Genomic DNA, 19,098 nt, shown 5'->3' with positions numbered 1-19,098 from the left:
CTATCCGGGTGCAGGGTTGACGAAGCGCGCCATATTAAACTGCCTTGCCCCGGCTGTCAGTAACCGCCTCTGATCACCTCCACGCCCTTGGTCAGGACCCGGTCCCAGGCGCGGATGCCCGCTTCGTCCATTTCCGGATCGTGCCGGCGGATGGTATCCAGCAACGCATTGACCCAGTAGGTGTACAGGTGGGGTTTGATGTCCAGACGGTGGCGGGAGTGGGATTCGGCCAGCGCCTGCAGCTTGGTTGGCGGCAGGCCGCGTGCATAGAGCACCAGGTTGAGAATCCCGGCGCGCAGCAGCTGTTTCTGCGCCACCATGTCGGTGTGGGTGAACTTTTCCGCTACTTCAGGCGAGCTGGCCAGGAAGGTGCGGTAGAAATCATCGAAAAACTCGGGTTTGGCGCAGCAGCGCCCATAGCTCTGAAATACCAGATTCTCGTCCGTCATGGCCTGTTCCATATTGCCCGCTAATGACAGAGGCCATCAGGGGCGGTCTGTTGGAATCCGCTGCCGCAGCGGGGGCAACGGTGGTATGGTTTGTCGCAAGGACGCGCAGGATACCGCAAAGTCGGCGCGCATGCGAAAATGGTGCGCCGCACGAGATGTGAGGGGAGTTGATGTTGTTGATCAAGGGGTTGAGCTGGCTGATCCTGTTCCAGTTGATCGGTACCGCTCTGAATGTGCTGTTCCTGCCTTTTCTGCCCAGTGCCATCATCGGCATGGTGCTGCTGGTGCTGTTTCTCCGCCTGCGTGGACAGGTGAGCGAGTCCATCGAGACTGCCTCAGGCGGCCTGTTGCGCTTTCTGCCCCTGCTGCTGACGCCGCCCGCTACCGGGATCATGATGTACGGCAGCGAGATTGCTGCGGATGCTGCTGCCATTCTGGTCAGCCTGACGGTCTCCTTCATCCTGGTGGTGCCGCTGACCGGGCATCTGATGCAGTACCTGATCAAGCGCCAGGCGCGCCGGGAGGAGGCATGAACGCATTGATGGCCGCCTGGTCGGCGGTGGTGGCACACCCACTGTTCCTTATCGGGCTGACCCTGGGTGTCTACCAGCTGGGGCAGGCATTGTACGAGCGCACCCGCATGGCGCTGCTGCACCCGCTGATTGTCGCCATTGCCCTGCTGATCCCCGCACTGTGGCTGCTCGGCCTGGAATACCCCGCCTATCGCGATGCGGTGTTTCCGCTGACCATGCTGCTGGCGCCTGCCACTGTGGCGCTGGGTGTGCCGCTGTACCACAACCTGCGGCGCATCCGGCAGTACTTCTGGCCGGTGATGATCAGTCTGCTGGTGGGCGGTGTGTTCGTCACCGTGCTGACCATTCTGCTGGCCTGGCTGCTTGGGGCGGACTTCCCGATGCTGATGACCCTGGCCCCCAAGTCCCTGACCACGCCCATCGCCATGGTGGTGGCGGACCAGTTGGGCGGCATGGCGGCACTGGCCGCCGGCTTCGTCATGTACACCGCGGTTCTCGGTGCCCTGATGGGCCCCTGGTTGCTGAGCGTCACCGGGGTTACCCTGCCGTCGGCCCGGGGCATGGCGCTGGGCCTGGCTGCCCATGCCGTGGGCACCTCCCGGGCGCTGGAGGAGAGCGAGGAAACCGGGGCCTTCGCTGCGCTGGCCATGAGCCTGATGGGCATAGGTACCGCGCTGCTGCTGCCGCTGGCCGTGACCCTGTGGCTGATGCTCTGATTCGCTTTTGACCTGCCTGGCCTGTTCCCGGTAAATGCCGGGAACACCTCCTGCCATCCCCTGTCAGACTCTATGCATTCGTCACTCCCACAGCGTGCCGGGCCGAGTCGGCATCCGGCACGACAGCCCGTCAGGAGTTGCATAGATGGAACTGGATCCGCTGCTGCTATCCCGTCTGCAGTTTGCCTTCGTGGTGTGTTTTCATGCCATTTTCCCGGTGTTCACCATCGGGCTGGCCACTTTTATCGCCTTCCTCGAGATGCTGGCGTTCCGCACCGGCAACCCCGCCTGGAGCCGCCTGTCCCAGTTCTGGATTCAGGTATTCGCCGTGGCCTTTGCCATGGGCGTGGTGTCGGGCATCGTCATGTCCTTCCAGTTCGGCACCAACTGGAGCAACTTCTCCTATGCGGCGGCCAACTTCATCGGACCGCTGCTCAGCTATGAGGTGGTGACGGCCTTCTTCCTGGAGGCGGCCTTTCTCGGTGTGCTGCTGTTCGGGCGCAACAAGGTGCCGCCGGGCATGCACCTGTTCGCCGCCTGCATGGTGGCACTGGGCACCTTCATCTCCTCTTTCTGGATTCTGGCGGCCAACAGCTGGATGCACACGCCGGAGGGCACCGAGCTGGTGGATGGCATATTCGGCGTGACCAGTTGGGGGCAGGCGATCTTCAATCCCTCCTTCCCCTATCGATTCACCCATATGGTGCTGGCGTCCTTCCTGACCGGCTCCTTCGTGGTGGCCGGGGTCAGTGCCTGGTATCTGCTGACCGGTCGCGAGGTCGACGCCAACCGGCGGGCGCTGTCCATGTGCCTCTGGCTGATCCTTATCGGTGCTCCGGCCCAGGCGGTGATCGGCGACTTTCACGGGCTCAATACCATGGAGCATCAACCGATCAAGATCGCCGCCATGGAAGGCAACTGGGAGACCACCCGCGGCATGCCGTTGCTGCTGTTCGCCATTCCCGATCAGGAGGCCGAGCGCAACCATATGGAGGTGGGTATTCCGCGCCTGGGCAGCCTGATCCTGACCCATGACTGGGACGGCGAGGTGCTGGGGCTGAAGGAAGTGGCGCCGGAGGAGCGCCCCCCGGTGTGGATCGTGTTCTGGGCCTTTCGCATCATGGTCGGCATAGGCATGCTGATGATCGGCTGCGCACTGGTCGGGCTGCTGCTGCGGCGCGGTGGGCGTTACTGGCAGCAGCCGGTGTTTCTCAACGTACTGCGGCTGATGGCCTTCACGCCCTTTGTCGCTGTGCTCTGCGGCTGGGTTGTTACCGAGGTCGGCCGTTTCCCCTGGGTGGTCTACGGGCAGATGAGCCACAGCGAGGGGCTCACACCCTCGCTGACCGGTGGCATGGTGCTCTTTACCCTGATCGGCTATGTACTGGTCTATGCCGTGATCTTCAGTGCCGGCATCTACTACCTGATGCGGGTGCTGCGCGCCGGCATCGAGAGTATCGACTGGCCCGAGGAGGTGCACGATATCGAGCGGCCCAAGCGCCCGCTGTCGGCCAGCCATGTGAGTATCGAAGAAGGAGGCCACGGCCATGCACGGCATTGACCTGACCATCATCTGGGCGATCATCATCGCCTTCGGCATCATGATGTACGTGCTCATGGATGGCTTCGATCTGGGCGTGGGTATCCTGTTTCCCTTCGCGCCGGACGAGGACGCCCGGGACGTGATGATGAACTCCGTGGCACCGGTATGGGATGGCAACGAGACCTGGCTGATCCTCGGTGGCGCCGGACTGCTGGCGGCCTTCCCGCTGGTCTATTCGGTCTTGCTGCCGGCCCTCTACATCGGTGTGTTCCTGATGCTGGCCGGGCTCATCTTCCGTGGCGTGGCCTTCGAGTTCCGCTTCAAGGCCGAGCGCTCGCGCAACCTGTGGAACTGGGCCTTTGCCGGAGGCTCCATGGTGGCGGCCTTTGCCCAGGGTGCGGTGGTAGGTGCCTATATCGAAGGCTTCAACACGGTGGATGGGCGCTATGTCGGTGGGCCGCTGGACTGGCTGAGTCCCTTTACCGTGCTCACCGGCCTGGGTCTGGTGGCCGGTTATGCGCTTTTGGGCAGTACCTGGCTGGTGCTGAAGACCGAGGGCTACATCCAGCAGTGGGTGCGGCGCCTGGCGCCCTGGCTGCTGCTGGTGGTGCTGGGGGTATTTGCCGCGGTCAGCGTGTGGACACCGCTGGTGGACCCGTCCGCCTTCGAGCGCTGGTTCAGCGTTATCCGGCTGATCTGGATCTTCCCGGCGCTGGCACTGCTGAGCGCCTGGCTGGTGTGGCGCGGGGTGCACCGCCAGCATCACGCGACTCCCTTCATGGCGACCATGGCAATGTTCGCTTTCACCTACTTCGGTCTGCTGGTGACCAAGTGGCCCTATGTGGTGCCGCCGAACTACACCCTGTGGGACGCCGCCTCCGCCCCGGGGTCGCAGCTGTTCCTGCTGATCGGCGTGCTCTTCGTGATTCCCGTCATCCTCGCCTATACCGCCTGGACCTACTGGGTATTCCGCGGCAAGGTGCGTGCCGGCGAGGGTTACCACTGAGGATGGCCGCCACGCCATGACAGCGACCGAGCCGGCAGGGCGCTGGCTGCAGCGGCTGGTACAGGGACAGCGTCGCCTGCTCGGGCTGGCCCTGGTGCTGGCCTTGACCTCCGCCGTGCTGTTCATCCTGCAGAGCTGGATCATCGCCGACCTGTTCGGCCATTGGCTGCAGTCTGCCAGCGGGGCCGGCCAGGGGGCGCCGGGCGCCGGCTGGTGGCCGATTCTGTTGCTGTGTCTGCTGTTGCGCCCCTTGCTCCAGTTCTTCCGTGAACGGCTGTGCCAGCAGGCCAGCTGGCGGGCGCGCAATGCACTGCGCCAGCTGCTGCTGCAGCGTCTGGCGGCGCTGGGGCCGGCCCGCCGCGCACTCGGACCCGACGCCCAGCTGGGCAGTCAGCTGCTGGAGCAGGTGGATGCACTGGATGGCTATATCAGCCGCTATCAGGTGCAGCGTCAGCTGGTGCTTTGGGTGCCGCTGCTGCTGTTGCTGGCGACCGCCTGGCACAGCTTGCTGGCAGCGGCGCTGTTACTGGTCACCGCCCCCCTGGTGCCCCTGTTCATGGTATTGCTGGGGCACACTGCTGCCGCCGCGAGCCAGCGCCAGTTCGCTGCCCTGGGGCGCATGAGCGGGCGCTTTCTCGATCTGCTGCGGGGGCTGCGCACCCTGCGTCACCTGCAGGCACTGCCGGCCGCTCAGTCTGCCGTGGAACAGGCCGCGGAGGATTACCGCAGCCGGACCATGGGCGTCCTGCGCCTGGCCTTTCTTTCCACTGCGGTGCTGGAGCTGTTCGCCTCCATTGCCATCGCCATGCTCGCGCTGTATCTGGGCATGGGGCTGCTCGGCCTGCTGCCCTGGTCCCCCGGTGAGGCGCCGGTCAGCTACCAGAGCGCGCTCTTCATCCTGCTGCTGGCACCGGAGTTCTACGCGCCCCTGCGGCAGCTGGGCAGCGACTATCACGCCCGCGCCGAAGCCCGGGCGGCGGTGGAGGGAATGCTGCCGATACTGCAATTGGAGGACGACGGGGAGGCAGCTCACCGGCGCCATGTCAGTGCCCAGCCGGGGGTCGGCAACCCGATGCCGGACGGGTCTGCCGGTGCTGTCTCCATCCATTGCCATCACCTTTCCGTCAGCGACGTGGGTATTCCCGCTCGTCTGCCGCCGCTGAGCCTGCAGCTCAAGCCTGGCGACCGCCTGCTGGTGCAGGGCCCCAGCGGCAGCGGTAAATCCACTCTGATCCACGCCTTGCTCGGCTTTCTGCCCTATCAGGGTGAACTGCTGATCAATGGGCAGCCGCTGCACTCGCTGGACCGTAGCGCCTGGAATGCCCGCGTCAGCTATCTGGCCCAGCAGCCAGAATTGCTGCCCGGCAGCGTGGCGGACAACCTGCGACTGGCGGCGCCCCAGGCGACGGATGTGCGGCTGATTCATGTGTTGCAGGAGGTGGGGTTGTGGGAGCTGCTGCGGCGGCTGCCGCTGCAGTTGAATACACCGCTCGGCGAGCGCGGGCTGGGTCTGTCCGGTGGCCAGCTCAGCCGCCTGGCGCTGGCCCGGCTGCTGCTGCGCGACACCCCCGTGTGGCTGCTGGATGAGCCGCTGGCGCATCTGGACAGCGATACCGCCAGAGGCATCGGTGAGCTGCTGGAGCGGCTCAGCCGGGGTCGCACCCTGTTGCTGGTCAGTCATGAGGACACCGGGCTGGAGTGGCTGGAGCGACGCATCCGGCTGGAGGTGGGGCATGACTGAGGGACAGCTGCGGCTGCGCCTGTCCCGGCTATTGCACAGCCGTGCGGCGGGCTGGCTGCTCGCCCTGTTGCTGGGTGCACTGGCGCTGTTCTCCGCCATTGCCCTGCTGGCCCTGTCCGGCTGGTTCATCACCGCGGCGGCGCTGGCGGGCATGGCCACGGGGTACATGCTGGATGTATTCCGACCGGCGGCCATCATCCGTCTGCTGGCGCTGACCCGCACCCTGGGTCGCTATGGCGAGCGGCTGGCTTCCCATCAGGCGGCGTTGGGTCTGTTGCGGGATCTGCGCTCGGCGGTATTTCGCCGGATCAGCCACGCCCGGCAGCTGCCCCGTCGCAGCAATGAGGCGATGCACCGGTTGGTGGCCGACATCGACCTGCTGGACCAGTTCCCGCTGCGGGTGCTGCTGCCCTGGATCTGGGCCAGCCTCATGGCGCTCCTGTTGCTGGGCTTTCTGGCCTTGCTTGATTCTCGTTTGCTGCTGGCAGCTGCCCCAGGGGTGTGTCTGGCCTGGGTGCTGCCCTGGCTGGGCTACTGGCGTGGGGGGCGACTGGCCCGGGCGGACGTGGAATGGGCCGAGGCGCGGCGCAGCTTTCTGCTGGACAGCCTGCGCCTGCTCACACCGCTGCTGATCTGGCAGCGCTGGCCGGGCCGCGCTGCGGCCTTCACCGCACAGGATCAGCAGTACCTGGCCCAGCAGGATCGCCAGCAACGGCTTATCAGCCGCCTGACTCTGCTGCAGCAATGGGCGCTGGCGGCCAGCCTGCTGATGGTGCTGTGGCAGGGTAGCCTGCTGATCGAGGACGGCCTGACGGTACCGCTGTTGCTGGCCGCCGCACTGGCGCTGTTGGGGCTGAACGAAGCGCTGCTGCCGGTGGCGGGCAGCTTTGTCGCGCTGGGTCTGAGCCAGGCCGCGCGGGATCGATTGCAGGCGCTGGGCAGAGCGGACCAACCGACGCCTGAGCATGATCGTCCTGTACCTCAGGCGCCCTTCACTCTGCATCTGCAGCAACTGAGTCTGCGCTGGCCCGGTGCGCTGAGCGGGCCGAGCGATCTGGATCTGCAGCTGTATTCCGGGCAGACGCTATTGGTGATCGGCCCCTCCGGTGGCGGCAAGTCCACCTTGTTACACTGGCTGGCGGGAGAGCCAATACAGCGCCAGGGGCGGGCACTGCTCAACGGTCATCCGCCGGACCACTGGGATCTGGCTGGCGTGATCGGCTGGCTGCCCCAGGATGTGGACATCTTCGATATGCCGCTGGCCGACAACCTGCGCCTCGGCAACCCCGCTGCCAGTGACGCCCAGCTGTGGCGGGTGCTGGAGGATGTGGCGCTGGCGGACTGGGCCCGGGAGCGCGGCCTGGACACCCCGCTGGGCGAGCAGGGCAGCGCCGTCTCCGGCGGCCAGGCCAGGCGCATTGCCCTGGCCCGCCTGCTGCTCGCCGAACGGCCGATACTGCTGCTCGACGAGCCCTTCGCCGGCCTGGACGCCGCCACCCGCGAGCAGGTCATGCAGGCGCTGCTGCGCCGTCAGCGCGATGGTCTGCTGATCATCGCCAGTCACCAGCCGGTCAGCGCGCCGGATCTGCAGGTGGTGAGGGTAGGCGGGTAGCCCCACCCCCTGGATGCGACTTCCTGCCACGCACCTGCCTGCTCCCCGGGGTTCCGGAAAATTGATCTGGAGCAACTTCCGGGGTTTTCTTCATTAGTATTGTCTTAAGTACATCTCAAGCATCTATCAGGAGGCAGTAGATGGATATTGTTGAGCTGTCGCGATTGCAGTTCGCCTATACAGCAATGATCCACTTCCTATTCGTCCCGTTGACCCTGGGGCTTTCCTTCATTCTGGCGATCATGGAGTCGGTCTATGTGATGACCGGCAGGCAGATCTACCGTGACATGACGCGCTTCTGGGGCAAATTGTTCGGTATCAACTTTGCCCTGGGTGTCACCACGGGGCTGGCCATGGAGTTCCAGTTCGGTACCAACTGGTCGTACTACTCCCACTATGTGGGCGACATCTTCGGTGCGCCGCTGGCGATCGAGGCGCTGATGGCCTTCTTCCTCGAGTCGACCCTGGTGGGCCTGTTCTTCTTCGGCTGGGATCGCATGAGCCGGGTCAAGCACCTGGCGGTGACCTGGTTGATGGCGCTGGCGACCAACCTGTCTGCCCTGTGGATTCTGGTGGCCAACGGCTGGATGCAGTATCCCATCGGCTCGGAGTTCAATATCGAGACCATGCGCATGGAGCTGACCAGCTTTGCCGAGGTGCTGCTGAACCCGGTGGCCCAGGTCAAGTTCGTGCATACGGTGTCGGCCGGTTATGTCACCGGGGCTGTGTTCGTGCTGGCGATCTCCAGCTGGTACCTGCTCAAGGGTCGGGATCTGGCCTTTGCCCGCCGCAGCTTCGCCATTGCCTCGGCCTTCGGTCTGGCGGCGGCGCTATCGGTGATAGTGCTGGGTGACGAGTCCGGCTACGCGCTGGGCGATGTGCAGAAGGTCAAGCTGGCGGCCATCGAGGCCGAGTGGGAGACCCATCCGGCACCGGCGGCCTTCACCCTGTTCGGCTTCCCCAATCAGGAAACCCGCAGTACCGACTACGCGGTACGCATCCCGGCGATCATGGGGCTGATTGCTACCCGCTCCACTGATCAGCAGGTGGATGGCTTCGACCGTATTCTCGAGCACAACCTGCAGCGCATCATCCGCGGTCAGGAGGCCTATCAGTTGATGACCCGGATCCGCGCCGGGGAGGGTGACGAGCAGGTGCGCGCTCGCTTCGAGGCGTTGCGTGACGACCTCGGCTACGGGCTGCTGCTCAGCGTCTACGCCGAGGATGTGGCCAACGCCAGCGATGCGGAGATTGCCGCTGCGCTGGATGCCTCCATTCCCAGAGTATGGCCGCTGTTCTGGACGTTCCGCATCATGGTTGCCTGCGGCTTCCTGATGCTGGTGATCTTTGCCTTTGCTTTCTGGCACAGCGCCCGCCGCACCCCGGACAAGCCGCGCTGGCTGCTGCGTCTGGCGCTGTTCAGCCTGCCGCTGCCCTGGATTGCCAGCGAGGCTGGCTGGTTCGTCGCCGAGTACGGGCGTCAGCCCTGGGCCATCGGTGAGATACTGCCGACCAGCCTGGCGGTGTCCTCCCTGACTGCCGGTGAGGTGCTGGGAACGCTGGCGGCGATTGTGGTGCTGTACAGCATCTTCCTGATCATAGAGGTCTGGCTGATGGTCAGGTTCGCCCGCAAGGGACCCTCGAGCCTGCACACCGGCCGTTACGATCTTGAAACCGGCAAGCTGAAGGAGGCCTGAACATGGACTATGAAGCCCTGCGTTTTATCTGGTGGGTACTGATCGGCGTGCTGCTGATCGGCTTCGTGGTGACCGACGGTTTCGATATGGGCGTGGCGGCGCTGCTCAAGGTCTTGGGCCGTAATGACGAGCAGCGGCGTGTGATGATCAATGCCGTGGGGCCGCACTGGGACGGTAACCAGGTCTGGCTGATCACCGCTGCCGGTGCCCTGTTCGCGGCCTGGCCGGTGGTCTATGCGGCGGCCTTCAACGGCTTTTACTTCGCCATGATGCTGGCGTTGTTCGCGCTGTTTCTGCGGCCGCTGGGTTTCGAGTACCGGGCCAAGATCGACAGTGACCGCTGGCGCGGCCGCTGGGACTGGGCGCTGACGGCTGGGTCGGCCGTGCCGGCGCTGATCTTCGGGGTGGCTTTCGGCAACCTGTTGCAGGGGGTGCCCTTCCACTTCGATGAGTTGCACCGGCTGGATTACACCGGCAGTTTCTGGGCATTGCTGAATCCCTTTGCCCTGCTGGCCGGGCTGCTCAGTCTGGCGATGATCGTCAACCATGGTGCGACCTACCTGCAACTGAAGACCGACGGCGAGCTGCTCAAGCGCAGCGAGCGACTGGCCGGCTGGCTGGCGCTGGTCTGCGCGGTTCTCTTCGTGCTGGCGGGTATCTGGCTGGCACTGGGTATCGACGGCTATCGGGTGATCGACGGGATAGATACCAATGCGGCCAACCGCACCATGGACAAGACGGTCGAGATCGTCAGCGGCGCCTGGTTTGACAAGTATCGCAGCTGGCCGGTGCTCTGGCTGATGCCCCTGAGCGGTATCGTGGCCTTCATCGTCTGCGCACTGGCCAGCCGGGCGCGGATGCATGCGACGGCCTTCATCAGCTCGGCGCTGGGTATGGCCATGGTGATAGTGACGGTCGGGGTGAGCATGTTCCCCTTCCTGATGCCATCCTCCTCGGTACCCAACCACAGCCTGACCATGTGGGATGCCACGGCCAGTGAAGCCACGCTGATGATCATGTTCGTGGTGGCCTGCATCTTCGTGCCCATCGTCCTTGGCTACACCGCCTGGGGCTATTTCGTCATGCGCGGACGGCTCACAGAGCAGCATATCCGCGAGAACACCCATAACCTGTACTGAGGAGGCGATCATGTGGTACTTCACCTGGATTCTCGGTGTGCTGCTGGCCTGCGCCTTCGGCATCATCAACGCCATGTGGCTGGAACTCAATGGCTATGAGGGGGAAGACGAGCCAATCGATGGCTGATATCGACTCCAGAGTAGCAACGGAGCTGCGGGGGCTGCTGGCCGGCCAGCGCCCCCTGTTACGGATGGCCCTGCTGGCAGCGCTGGCTGCAGCAGGGCTGTTCATTCTGCAGAGCTGGTGGCTGGCCGGTCTGTTCAGTGATGCGCTGCGGGCCTGGCAGGCTGGGGAGCCGCTGCAGCCGCGCCCGATAGCCGGGATTCTGCTGGGGCTGGCGCTCTGCCTGCTGCTGCGTCCGTTACTGCAATATCTGCGCGAAATCTGCTCTGACCGGGCCAGCCAGCGTGCCCGTGCCGGACTGCGAGGCCGCGTGCTGGACAGTCTGGCGCAACTGGGGCCGTCCCGTCGGCGGCTGGGTGCCGATGGCCAGCTGGCCAGCCGGGCGTTGGAGCAGGTGGATGCGCTGGATGGCTATCTGGCCCGCTATCAGGTACAGACCCGGTTGGTGCTGATGGTACCCCTGATGTTGCTGGTGGCAACCGCTTGGCACAGCTGGCTGGCCGCCGCCCTGCTGCTGCTGACTGCGCCACTGGTGCCCCTGTTCATGGTGTTGCTGGGGCGTGCTGCCGCCACCGCCAGCCAGCGCCAGCTCAATACCCTGGGCCGCATGAGCGGGCGTTTTCTCGACCTGCTTCGGGGCTTGCCGACCCTGCGTCATCTGCAGGCGCTGGAGCTGGCTGAACAGGCGGTGGATGGGGCTGCTGAGGAGTACCGCCAACGCACCATGCAGGTGTTGCGCATGGCTTTCCTGTCCACAGCGGTGCTGGAGTTCTTCGCTGCCCTGGCGATCGCGCTGGTGGCGGTTTATCTCGGGCTGGGGTTGCTCGGCCTGCTGCCCTGGGCCAGGGGCGAGATTCCCGTGCCCTACCAGGGTGCCTTGTTCATCCTGCTGCTGGCGCCGGAGTTCTACGCGCCGCTGCGCCAGCTGGGCAATGACTACCATGCCCGGGCCGAGGCCCAGGGGGCGATGAAGGAGCTATTGCCGCTGTTGCAGTGCGAGGTCTGGCACCATACCGGCAGCCGCCCGCTGCTGCTCGAGGGTGCCCCGGCGCTGGAGCTGCAGCAGGTGAGTGCGGCCGGCGGGCAGGGGCGGCTGCGTCTGGCACCCCTGGATCTGAATCTGGCGCCGGGCCAGCGGGTGCTGATACAGGGCCCCAGCGGCAGCGGCAAATCCACCCTGCTGGAGCTGCTGCTGGGCTTTGTCCCCTATCAGGGAAGCCTGAAGGTCAACGGTCGGGAGCTGGCCGAGCTGGAGCGTTCGGCCTGGCAGGCCAGGGTAGGTTATCTAGCCCAGCAGCCACAACTGCTGGCTGCCAGTGTGGCGGACAACCTGCGGCTGGCCGTGCCCGGGGCCACGGACCGGCAGTTGTGGGGCGTGCTGGGGGAGGTCGGCCTGGCTCCGTTGTTGCGGCGTCTGCCGCTGGGCCTGGAGACCCCGCTGGGCGAACGCGGGCTGGGCCTGTCCGGCGGGCAGCAGAGCCGCCTGGCGCTGGCGCGCCTGCTGCTGCGCGACACGCCGCTGTGGTTGCTGGATGAGCCACTGGCCCATCTGGACCCGGATACCGCCGAGCAGATAGGCGTGCTGATCGACCGGCTCAGCCAGGGGCGCACCCTGCTGCTGGTCAGTCATGAACGCACAGGCCTGGACTGGCTGACGCAAGTGCTAGAGGTGGCCCGGCCGGTGGAGGCTGCGGCATGAAACGGGTTCGTCTGCGCGAGCTGACCTGCTCCCGACCGGGAGCCTGGGCGCTGGCCGGCCTGCTGGGAACCCTGACCGTGTTGTCCGTGACCGGGCTGCTGGCTGCTTCGGGCTGGTTTATTACCGCCGCGGCACTGGCCGGCCTGGTCAGCGGAGCGGCGGGCTACGGCTTTGATGTGTTCCGTCCGGCAGCCATCATCCGCTTCTTCGCCATTACCCGCACGGCCGGGCGTTATGCCGAGCGGCTGGCCTCGCATAACGCGGTACTGGGATTACTGCGGGACCTGCGGGTCGGGCTGTTTTCCCATATCGCCCGCCTGCCCATGGACCCGCGTCGCTGGCGTTCCGCCCAGCTGCTGCAGCGGCTGGTGGTGGATATCGATCTGCTGGACCAGTTCCCGTTACGCATCCTGCTGCCCTGGCTGTGGGCGAGTCTGTTGCTGGTCGGGGTGCTGGTTATGCTGGGGTTGCTCGATACCCTGCTGTTGCTGGCGGGGATTCCCCTGCTGGCGGCCTGGCTGTTGCCCTGGTTCGGTTATCGGCGTGGCAGCCGTTTGGCCGAGTCGATGGTCATGGCCGAGCAGCAGCACCGGGAGTACCTGCTGGACAGCCTGCGGCTGCTCAATGACCTGCTGATCTGGCAGCGTTGGGAGCAGCGGCGCCTCGCGCTGGAGCAGGGGAGCGCCCGGTGCCTCGACCTGCAGTGGCAGCAACGGCGACTCAGCTCCGTGCTGGCGCTGGCCCAGCAGTGGCTGCTGGGGTTGGGTATTCTGCTGCTGCTGATGCTGGGGATGGCACTGGCCGAGCAGCAGCAACTGGAGCTGGCCTGGTTGCTGGCGAGCCTGCTGGCCGTGTTCGGTCTGGCCGAAACGCTGCTGCCGCTGGCAGGCTCCGCTGTGGCGCTGGGCATGAGTCGAGCGGCCAGGGACAGGATCAACACCACGCTGGAGGCGACCGAGCAGCCCAAACCCGTGCCTGCCGAGCAGCCCGGGGCACCCTGGTACCTGCAGTTGCAGGGTGTCAGTGCTCGCCGGCCCGGCGCCCTGAACGGACCGCAGCAGATCAGCTTCGAGATGCGGGGAGGCGATGTCGTCTGGATTGCCGGCGCATCGGGTTCGGGCAAGTCGACGCTGCTGGATATGCTGGCGACCGAGCTGCCGCTGGGGCAGGGGAGCTGTCTGCTCAATGGTCGGCCCCTGAGGAAGTGGGATCTGCGGCGGGTGCTCGGTTATCTGCCGCAGCAGGTGGATCTGTTCGACCTCAGTCTGGCGGCCAACCTGCGCCTCGGTAACCCGCAGGCCAGTGACGCCCAGCTGTGGCAGGTGCTGGAGGATGTGGCGCTGGCGGACTGGGCCCGGGAGCGCGGCCTGGACACCCCGCTGGGCGAGCAGGGCAGCGCCGTCTCCGGCGGCCAGGCCAGGCGCATTGCCCTGGCCCGCCTGCTGCTCGCCGAACGGCCGATACTGCTGCTGGACGAACCCTTCGCCGGCCTCGACGCCACCACCCGCGAGCAGGTCATGCAGGCGCTGCTGCGCCGTCAGCGCGATGGTCTGCTGATCATCGCCAGTCACCAGCCGGTCAGCGCGCCGGATCTGCAGGTGGTGAGGGTAGGGCGGTAGGTCAGGGTTATGGGCGGCTTTCAGCCGCCGTTCGCCCCGGGGGCGGGGCTCCTACAGGTTCCCTGGCTACACAGGTGATCCGCTGTGCGCGGCCTACCCCTTTCCCCGGGTTTCCGGTTACGAGGATGGTCGCTGTATCCGGGTAGGAGCCCCGCCCTCGGGGCGAACGGCGTGCGCAGCACGCCCCAGGGGGCAGAAGCAGTGACTACCAGGTATCCACAAACGGTCTGGTCCCTGCCTGCAACGACTCCGGTGGCGCGGAGCTGAGTCCGCGCAGCAGCCAGTCGCGGGTTTCCAGCGGGTCGATGACCGCGTCTATCTCGAGGAAGCTGGCCATGCTCAGGCCCTTGCCCCGGGCATAGAGCTCGCCCACCAGCCTGTCGAACAGCGCCTGCTGTTCAGCCGGGTCTTCCAGCGCTGCCAGCTCCTTGGCAAAGCCCAGCCGCACCGCGCCCTCCAGCCCCATGGCACCGAACTCGCTGCTCGGCCAGCCGATGGTGAACATGGGGGCATGGAAGCTGCCGGCGGCCATGGCCTGGGCGCCCAGGCCGTAGCCCTTGCGCAGCACCACGGTGAAGAAGGGAATGCTCAGGCTGGCGGCGGTGACGAACATGCGCGAGACATGACGCACCGTGGCCTGGCGCTCCGAGTCCGGGCCGACCATGAAGCCGGGGGTGTCGCACAGTGAGACCATGGGCAGGCCATGGGCCTGACACAGCTGCATGAAACGGGCGGCCTTGTCGCCGCCGGCGGCATCGATGGCGCCGCCCAGATGCATGGGGTTGTTGGCAATCAGGCCGAAGGCCTTGCCATTGATGCGGATCAGCGCGGTGATCATGCCGGGGGCAAACTGTCGGCGCAGTTCCAGCACCGAGCCGGTATCGGCCAGCGCTTCGATGACCTGGCGGATGTCGTAGACGCGCAGGCGGTTCTCCGGAATCAGGTGGCGCAGCAGGCGCTGATCGACGCACTCGCCGCCGGGCAGATCGCCCTGGAAGTAGGACAGGTACTGTTTGGCCACCCGGGTGGCTTCGGCTTCGTCCTCTACCAGCACATCAATCACGCCGTTGGGTGCCTGCATGCTGGTCGGACCAACCTCCTCGGGGGTATAGCTGCCCAGTCCGCCGCCTTCGATCATGGCCGGGCCGGCCATGCCAATGGTGGCATTGCGGGTGGCGATGATGACATCGCAGCAGCCGAGCAGGGCGGCGTTGCCGGCAAAGCAGCGACCCGATACCACGCCCACCAGCGGCACCTTGCCACTGAGCCGGGCCATGCGCATGAAGGTGGTGCAGTCCAGCCCGGCGACGCCGACCTTGTCCACATCCCCGGGACGGCCACCGCCGCCTTCGGTGAAAAACACCAGCGGCAGGCGCCACTGCTCGGCCAGCTCCAGCATGCGGTCGGTTTTCTTGTGGTTCATCACCCCCTGGGTACCGGCGAATACCGTGTAGTCATAGGCCATGGCCATGCAACGGGCGGTTTCGGCGCCGAACTTGTCGGCGTTGACCGTGCCGATGCCGGCGATCAGGCCGTCGGCCGGGCTCATCTTCAGCAGCTCCTCATGGCTGCGGCGGGTGCGCTGGGCGGCCAGGGCAAAGGCGCCGTACTCCATGAAGCTGCCCTCATCCAGCAGGTCGGCGATGTTCTCGCGGGCTGTACGCTGGCCGGTCTTGCGGCGGCGGGCCACGGCCTCGGGGCGCTGGGCGTCGGTGAGCTGGGCCTGGCGGTCCAGCACTTCCTGCAGGTCGGCGCGGATATGCGCCAGGTCGATCTGCTCCTCGGTGGTGACCTGCTCCTCGCCTGTCGCGCTGGGCTCGATGAATGCCAGGGGCGCGCCTTCAAACAGGTTGTCCCCCGGGCTGGCCTGCAGGGCGCGGATGACGCCTGCGCAATCGGCCCTGACCTCGAATTCCATCTTCATCGCCTCCATCACGGCGATCTGCTGGCCGGCGGCGACGCTGTCGCCGGGTTGCACCTGAAGGCTGACCAGTACCCCCTGTACCGGCGCGGACAGGGCGCGGCAGCCCTCCGGGGCGGCTGCCCGGTCCGTTTGCAGGGCGGTGGCTGCGGCGCCGCCGGTGGCGAACAGGGTCGGGTGCGGCTGGCCGGCCGCGGCCAGCAGTGCGGCGGCGTGGCTGTCGATAAAACCGGTGGTGACCCGGTTGGCCTGCACCTCCGGGTGCTGCAGCAGGCTCTGGAGGAAGGGCAGGTTGCTGGGCACGCCCTCCAGCCGGAACTCGCACAGGGCGCGATAGGCCCGGCGCAGGGTGGCGGGGTAGTCCGCATCGGCATGCACGATCAGCTTGGCCAGCAGCGAGTCGAAGCCGGGGTTGGTGGTGTAGCCGCTGTAGCCGTAGCCATCGACGCGAATGCCGTGGCCGCCCGGCGGCTCGTAGGCGCTCAGGGTGCCGCCGGTGGGGCGGGCGCTGCCGTCCGCCTGCATGGCTTCCAGATTGATCCGCAGCTGCACGGCGAAGCCGCGGGGCGCAGGTACGCGCGCCTGTTCCAGGCCGAGCTGGGCCAGGCTGCTCCCGGCGGCCAGGCGTATCTGCAGCTGGACCAGATCGAGCCCGGTGACGGCTTCGGTCACCGTGTGTTCGACCTGGATCCGCGGGTTGGCTTCCATGAATACGAAGTCGCCGCTGTCCTCGTCGACCAGAAACTCGACGGTGCACAGGCCGCGATAACCGACCGCCGCGGTGAGGGTGCAGGCGGCGTCCAGCAGTCGCCGGCGCAGGTCGGGATCCAGCCCCGGTGCCGGCGCCACTTCGATGACCTTCTGATGACGGCGCTGCAGGCTGCATTCCCGCTCCCACAGGTGGCTGACCTGCTGGCCGTCACCGGCGATCTGCACCTCGATATGCCGGGCCCGGGGAATCAGCCGCTCGATATAGAGCTCGCCATTGCCGAAGGCGGCCCGGGCTTCGGAGCTGCAGCGCTCGAATGCGTCCGGCAGCTGGGCGGGATCGGTGACCAGCCGCATGCCCCTGCCACCACCTCCGGCCAGCGCCTTGAGCAGCACCGGGGTGCCCGCAGGCAGTGCCTTGATGAAGGCATGCGCCTGCTCCAGCGTGGTGGCCTGCTCGGTACCCTGGACCACGGGCACGCCCTCGCGCTGGGCCAGTTGTCTTGCTTGAGCCTTGTCGCCGAACAGTTCCAGTACCCGGGCGTCGGGGCCGATGAAGGTGATGCCCGCCTCGGCGCAGGCGCGGGCCAGCTCGGCGCTCTCGCTGAGGAAGCCGTAGCCGGGATGGATGGCATCGCAGCCCTGCTCCCGGGCCAGCGCGACAATCTGGGCAATATCCAGATAGGCGCTGGCGCCGCGTCCGCGCAGGGACACGGCCTGATCCGCCTTGCGCAGGTGCAGCGAGGCGGCATCGTCCTCGGAGTAGATGGCGACGCTGGGGATATCCAGCTCGGCGGCAGCGCGGGCGATTCGGACGGCGATTTCGCCGCGGTTGGCAATCAGCAGGCGTTGGAAGGGCATCAGATCCAGTCCTTGAGTTCGTTCTTCTTGACCTTGCCGGTGGCGGTCATCGGCAGGCTTTCAACAATGCGGATTTCCGGCACCTTGTAGCTGGCCATGACCTCCCGGCACCAGTCGGTCAGGGCTTCGGCGGTCAGACCGCTGCCGGGCTTGGCTATGACGAAGGCCAGCGGCATCTCGCCCCGGCGCTCGTCGGGGCGGCCGATCACCGCCGAGGCCAGCAGGTCGGGATGCTGGCCGAGCATGGCCTCGAGCTCCGCAGGGAACACACTCATCCCGTTGACCTTGAGCATTTCCTTGCGCCGGCCGAGGTAGCGGATAAAGCCCTGTTCGGTGATCACGCCGCTGTCGCCGGTGTGCAGCCAGCCATCGCGCAGCGCCTCGGCACTGGCCTCGGGGCGGTTCCAGTAGCCCTTGAGCAGGGATGGGGAACGTACGCACAGCTCGCCCTCGCTGCCCAGCGGCAGCAGCTCGCCGGTCTCGAAGTCGCAGACCTTGAACTCGGTGCCGGGTACCGGCAGGCCGACGAAGGTGGGCGCGGACTTCAGGTCGAAATCGTCCTCCTGCAGCCCGGCGGTGAAGGTGTCGCAGGTATGGGTTTCGGTCATGCCGAAGCTGGTTTCGAACAGGGTGCAGCCGGTCAATTCACGCCAGCGCCGCCGGTATTCCGGGGTCAGCTTCTTGATGAAGGACACGCAGCTGGTGACCTGCAGCGAACTGAAATCGAACTCGCGGCATTGCGGGTGATCGAGGATCTCCGCCGCGCTGTCCACCAGCAGGCCGGTATGGTTGACCCGGTAATGCTGGACCGCGCCCATGAAGGCCAGTGCATCCCAGCGGGCCAGCAGCACCAGGGTGGTACCGCCGAACACCGGGAACAGCAGGCCGGCGTTTTCCCCGGCAATCCAGAATTCGGGCATGAAGTTCAGGCTGACCCTGTCGCTGTCCAGCCCCAGCGCGGCGGGCAGGAAGCTGGCGCAGGTGTAGAGCATGTCGCCATGGGTGTGGATGCAGCCCTTGGGCAGGCCGGTGGTGCCGCCGGTGTAATTGAGGGCGGCGATATCGTCCAGGGCCGGTTCGGGCAGCTCGCGGGGCGCGGTGGTGGCCAGCGCGGGCATCAGGTCGAGGCTGTCGGTTACCGGCAGCTTGGGTGCCAGCAGCAGATCTGGCACCGGGAAGGGCGGCTCGGCCGGGCACAGCTCCGACAGGCTGGTGCTGATGATCAGGCGCAACTGACAGTCATCGGCCACCTGGCGCACCACCGGAAGCAGCTGATCGAAGCTGACAATCACCTGTGCGCCGCAGTCCTTGACCTGATAGGCCAGTTCCATCGGCATGGCCATGGGGCTGACCGGGCAATGCACGGCACCGGCCTTGAGGATGCCATAGAAAACGATATGCAGCTGCGGGCAGTTGGGCAGGTAGACGGCAACGCGGTCGCCGGGTTGCACGCCGTTGTCCAGCAACAGGCTGGCGAAGCGGTCGCTCAGCTCATCGAGTTCGGCATAGCTGAGGTCGTGGCCGTAGAAGCGCACGGCAGGTTTGTCCGGGGTGCTCTGCGCCCAATGCTTCAGATAATGAGTAAGCGGGCGCTGGCCCAGCGGATACTGCGGCTCACGGGCGTGGCCCTGAGGCCAGACGGCCTGTTGCAGTTTGGCCAGCCGTTGCAGGTAAGCCTGTTCTGACATTGGGATGCTCCTGTTGGAATTATTCTGAATGCAGACTGGAGG

Annotated in this window: 14 protein-coding genes; 11 read left to right on the top strand and 3 right to left on the bottom strand. The window is 66.2% G+C overall.

Annotated elements, in window-relative coordinates; translation table 11 throughout:
- Window positions 1-56: 56 nt before the first annotated feature.
- Complete coding sequence (locus tag BM046_RS08965; protein ID WP_090538766.1) at window positions 57-449, bottom strand: globin; 393 nt, start codon at window positions 447-449, stop codon at window positions 57-59.
- A gap of 173 nt (window positions 450-622) precedes the next feature.
- Between BM046_RS08965 and BM046_RS08960 the strand changes: the two genes are divergently transcribed.
- The 11 genes from BM046_RS08960 (at window position 623) to cydC (BM046_RS08910) (ending at window position 13,878) form a co-directional block, all read left to right on the top strand.
- Window positions 623-982 carry a CidA/LrgA family protein gene (locus BM046_RS08960; protein ID WP_090538954.1) on the top strand — a complete coding sequence of 120 codons (360 nt, stop codon included), beginning with the start codon at window positions 623-625 and terminating at the stop codon, window positions 980-982.
- The gene (locus tag BM046_RS08955; protein WP_090538765.1) at window positions 979-1,698 is read left to right on the top strand and encodes an LrgB family protein; all 720 of its coding nucleotides are present in this window, start codon (window positions 979-981) and stop codon (window positions 1,696-1,698) included. Before BM046_RS08960 ends, BM046_RS08955 begins: the two co-directional genes overlap by 4 nt.
- Window positions 1,699-1,843: 145 nt before the next feature.
- The gene (locus BM046_RS08950) at window positions 1,844-3,259 is read left to right on the top strand and encodes a cytochrome ubiquinol oxidase subunit I (protein ID WP_090538764.1); all 1,416 of its coding nucleotides are present in this window, start codon (window positions 1,844-1,846) and stop codon (window positions 3,257-3,259) included.
- Window positions 3,246-4,247: a cytochrome d ubiquinol oxidase subunit II gene (gene cydB, locus BM046_RS08945; RefSeq protein ID WP_090538763.1), complete on the top strand. Its 1,002-nt coding sequence runs from the start codon at window positions 3,246-3,248 to the stop codon at window positions 4,245-4,247. The genes BM046_RS08950 and cydB (BM046_RS08945) overlap by 14 nt, the downstream gene beginning before the upstream one ends.
- 16 nt (window positions 4,248-4,263) lie before the next feature.
- A complete protein-coding gene (cydD, locus tag BM046_RS08940; protein ID WP_090538762.1) occupies window positions 4,264-5,988 on the top strand; it encodes a thiol reductant ABC exporter subunit CydD in 1,725 nt (574 codons plus the stop codon).
- Window positions 5,981-7,600, top strand: a complete 1,620-nt coding sequence (gene cydC, locus BM046_RS08935; RefSeq protein ID WP_177197828.1) for a thiol reductant ABC exporter subunit CydC — start codon at window positions 5,981-5,983, stop codon at window positions 7,598-7,600. The genes cydD (BM046_RS08940) and cydC (BM046_RS08935) overlap by 8 nt, the downstream gene beginning before the upstream one ends.
- A 140-nt stretch (window positions 7,601-7,740) precedes the next feature.
- Window positions 7,741-9,297 (top strand): cytochrome ubiquinol oxidase subunit I, encoded by a 1,557-nt coding sequence (locus BM046_RS08930; protein WP_090538760.1) that lies wholly within the window; start codon window positions 7,741-7,743, stop codon window positions 9,295-9,297.
- A gap of 2 nt (window positions 9,298-9,299) precedes the next feature.
- Window positions 9,300-10,436, top strand: a complete 1,137-nt coding sequence (gene cydB, locus BM046_RS08925; protein WP_090538759.1) for a cytochrome d ubiquinol oxidase subunit II — start codon at window positions 9,300-9,302, stop codon at window positions 10,434-10,436.
- A 10-nt stretch (window positions 10,437-10,446) separates the two neighbouring features.
- Complete coding sequence (gene cydX, locus BM046_RS08920; RefSeq protein WP_090538758.1) at window positions 10,447-10,563, top strand: cytochrome bd-I oxidase subunit CydX; 117 nt, start codon at window positions 10,447-10,449, stop codon at window positions 10,561-10,563.
- Window positions 10,556-12,259 carry a thiol reductant ABC exporter subunit CydD gene (gene cydD, locus BM046_RS08915; protein WP_090538757.1) on the top strand — a complete coding sequence of 568 codons (1,704 nt, stop codon included), beginning with the start codon at window positions 10,556-10,558 and terminating at the stop codon, window positions 12,257-12,259. Before cydX ends, cydD (BM046_RS08915) begins: the two co-directional genes overlap by 8 nt.
- Window positions 12,256-13,878 carry a thiol reductant ABC exporter subunit CydC gene (gene cydC / locus BM046_RS08910; protein ID WP_090538756.1) on the top strand — a complete coding sequence of 541 codons (1,623 nt, stop codon included), beginning with the start codon at window positions 12,256-12,258 and terminating at the stop codon, window positions 13,876-13,878. The genes cydD (BM046_RS08915) and cydC (BM046_RS08910) overlap by 4 nt, the downstream gene beginning before the upstream one ends.
- Window positions 13,879-14,083: 205 nt before the next feature.
- Here the strand turns inward: cydC (BM046_RS08910) and BM046_RS08905 are convergent, their stop codons facing one another.
- Together BM046_RS08905 and BM046_RS08900 are read right to left on the bottom strand one after the other, a co-directional pair.
- Window positions 14,084-17,368 carry a carboxyl transferase domain-containing protein gene (locus tag BM046_RS08905; RefSeq protein ID WP_090538755.1) on the bottom strand — a complete coding sequence of 1,095 codons (3,285 nt, stop codon included), beginning with the start codon at window positions 17,366-17,368 and terminating at the stop codon, window positions 14,084-14,086.
- On the bottom strand, window positions 17,368-19,056 hold the full coding sequence (locus BM046_RS08900) for an AMP-binding protein (RefSeq protein WP_090538754.1): 1,689 nt from the start codon (window positions 19,054-19,056) through the stop codon (window positions 17,368-17,370). Before BM046_RS08900 ends, BM046_RS08905 begins: the two co-directional genes overlap by 1 nt.
- Window positions 19,057-19,098: the final 42 nt, after the last annotated feature.

It is taken from the genome of Halopseudomonas formosensis, assembly GCF_900115905.1.
Lineage (GTDB): Bacteria > Pseudomonadota > Gammaproteobacteria > Pseudomonadales > Pseudomonadaceae > Halopseudomonas > Halopseudomonas formosensis.
Note: the sequence above shows the minus strand (reverse complement) of the source record. Positions and strands in the feature narration are given on the sequence as shown.

Excerpts from the sequence above, each read along its gene's own strand:
- BM046_RS08965 (WP_090538766.1), bottom strand. The coding sequence starts at position 449 with ATGACGGACGAGAATCTGGTATTTCAGAGCTATGGGCGCTGCTGCGCC.
- BM046_RS08955 (WP_090538765.1), top strand. The coding sequence starts at position 979 with ATGAACGCATTGATGGCCGCCTGGTCGGCGGTGGTGGCACACCCACTG.
- BM046_RS08950 (WP_090538764.1), top strand. The coding sequence starts at position 1,844 with ATGGAACTGGATCCGCTGCTGCTATCCCGTCTGCAGTTTGCCTTCGTG.
- cydB (WP_090538763.1), top strand. The coding sequence starts at position 3,246 with ATGCACGGCATTGACCTGACCATCATCTGGGCGATCATCATCGCCTTC.
- cydD (WP_090538762.1), top strand. The coding sequence starts at position 4,264 with ATGACAGCGACCGAGCCGGCAGGGCGCTGGCTGCAGCGGCTGGTACAG.
- cydC (WP_177197828.1), top strand. The coding sequence starts at position 5,981 with ATGACTGAGGGACAGCTGCGGCTGCGCCTGTCCCGGCTATTGCACAGC.
- BM046_RS08930 (WP_090538760.1), top strand. The coding sequence starts at position 7,741 with ATGGATATTGTTGAGCTGTCGCGATTGCAGTTCGCCTATACAGCAATG.
- cydB (WP_090538759.1), top strand. The coding sequence starts at position 9,300 with ATGGACTATGAAGCCCTGCGTTTTATCTGGTGGGTACTGATCGGCGTG.
- cydX (WP_090538758.1), top strand. The coding sequence starts at position 10,447 with ATGTGGTACTTCACCTGGATTCTCGGTGTGCTGCTGGCCTGCGCCTTC.
- cydD (WP_090538757.1), top strand. The coding sequence starts at position 10,556 with ATGGCTGATATCGACTCCAGAGTAGCAACGGAGCTGCGGGGGCTGCTG.
- cydC (WP_090538756.1), top strand. The coding sequence starts at position 12,256 with ATGAAACGGGTTCGTCTGCGCGAGCTGACCTGCTCCCGACCGGGAGCC.
- BM046_RS08905 (WP_090538755.1), bottom strand. The coding sequence starts at position 17,368 with ATGCCCTTCCAACGCCTGCTGATTGCCAACCGCGGCGAAATCGCCGTC.
- BM046_RS08900 (WP_090538754.1), bottom strand. The coding sequence starts at position 19,056 with ATGTCAGAACAGGCTTACCTGCAACGGCTGGCCAAACTGCAACAGGCC.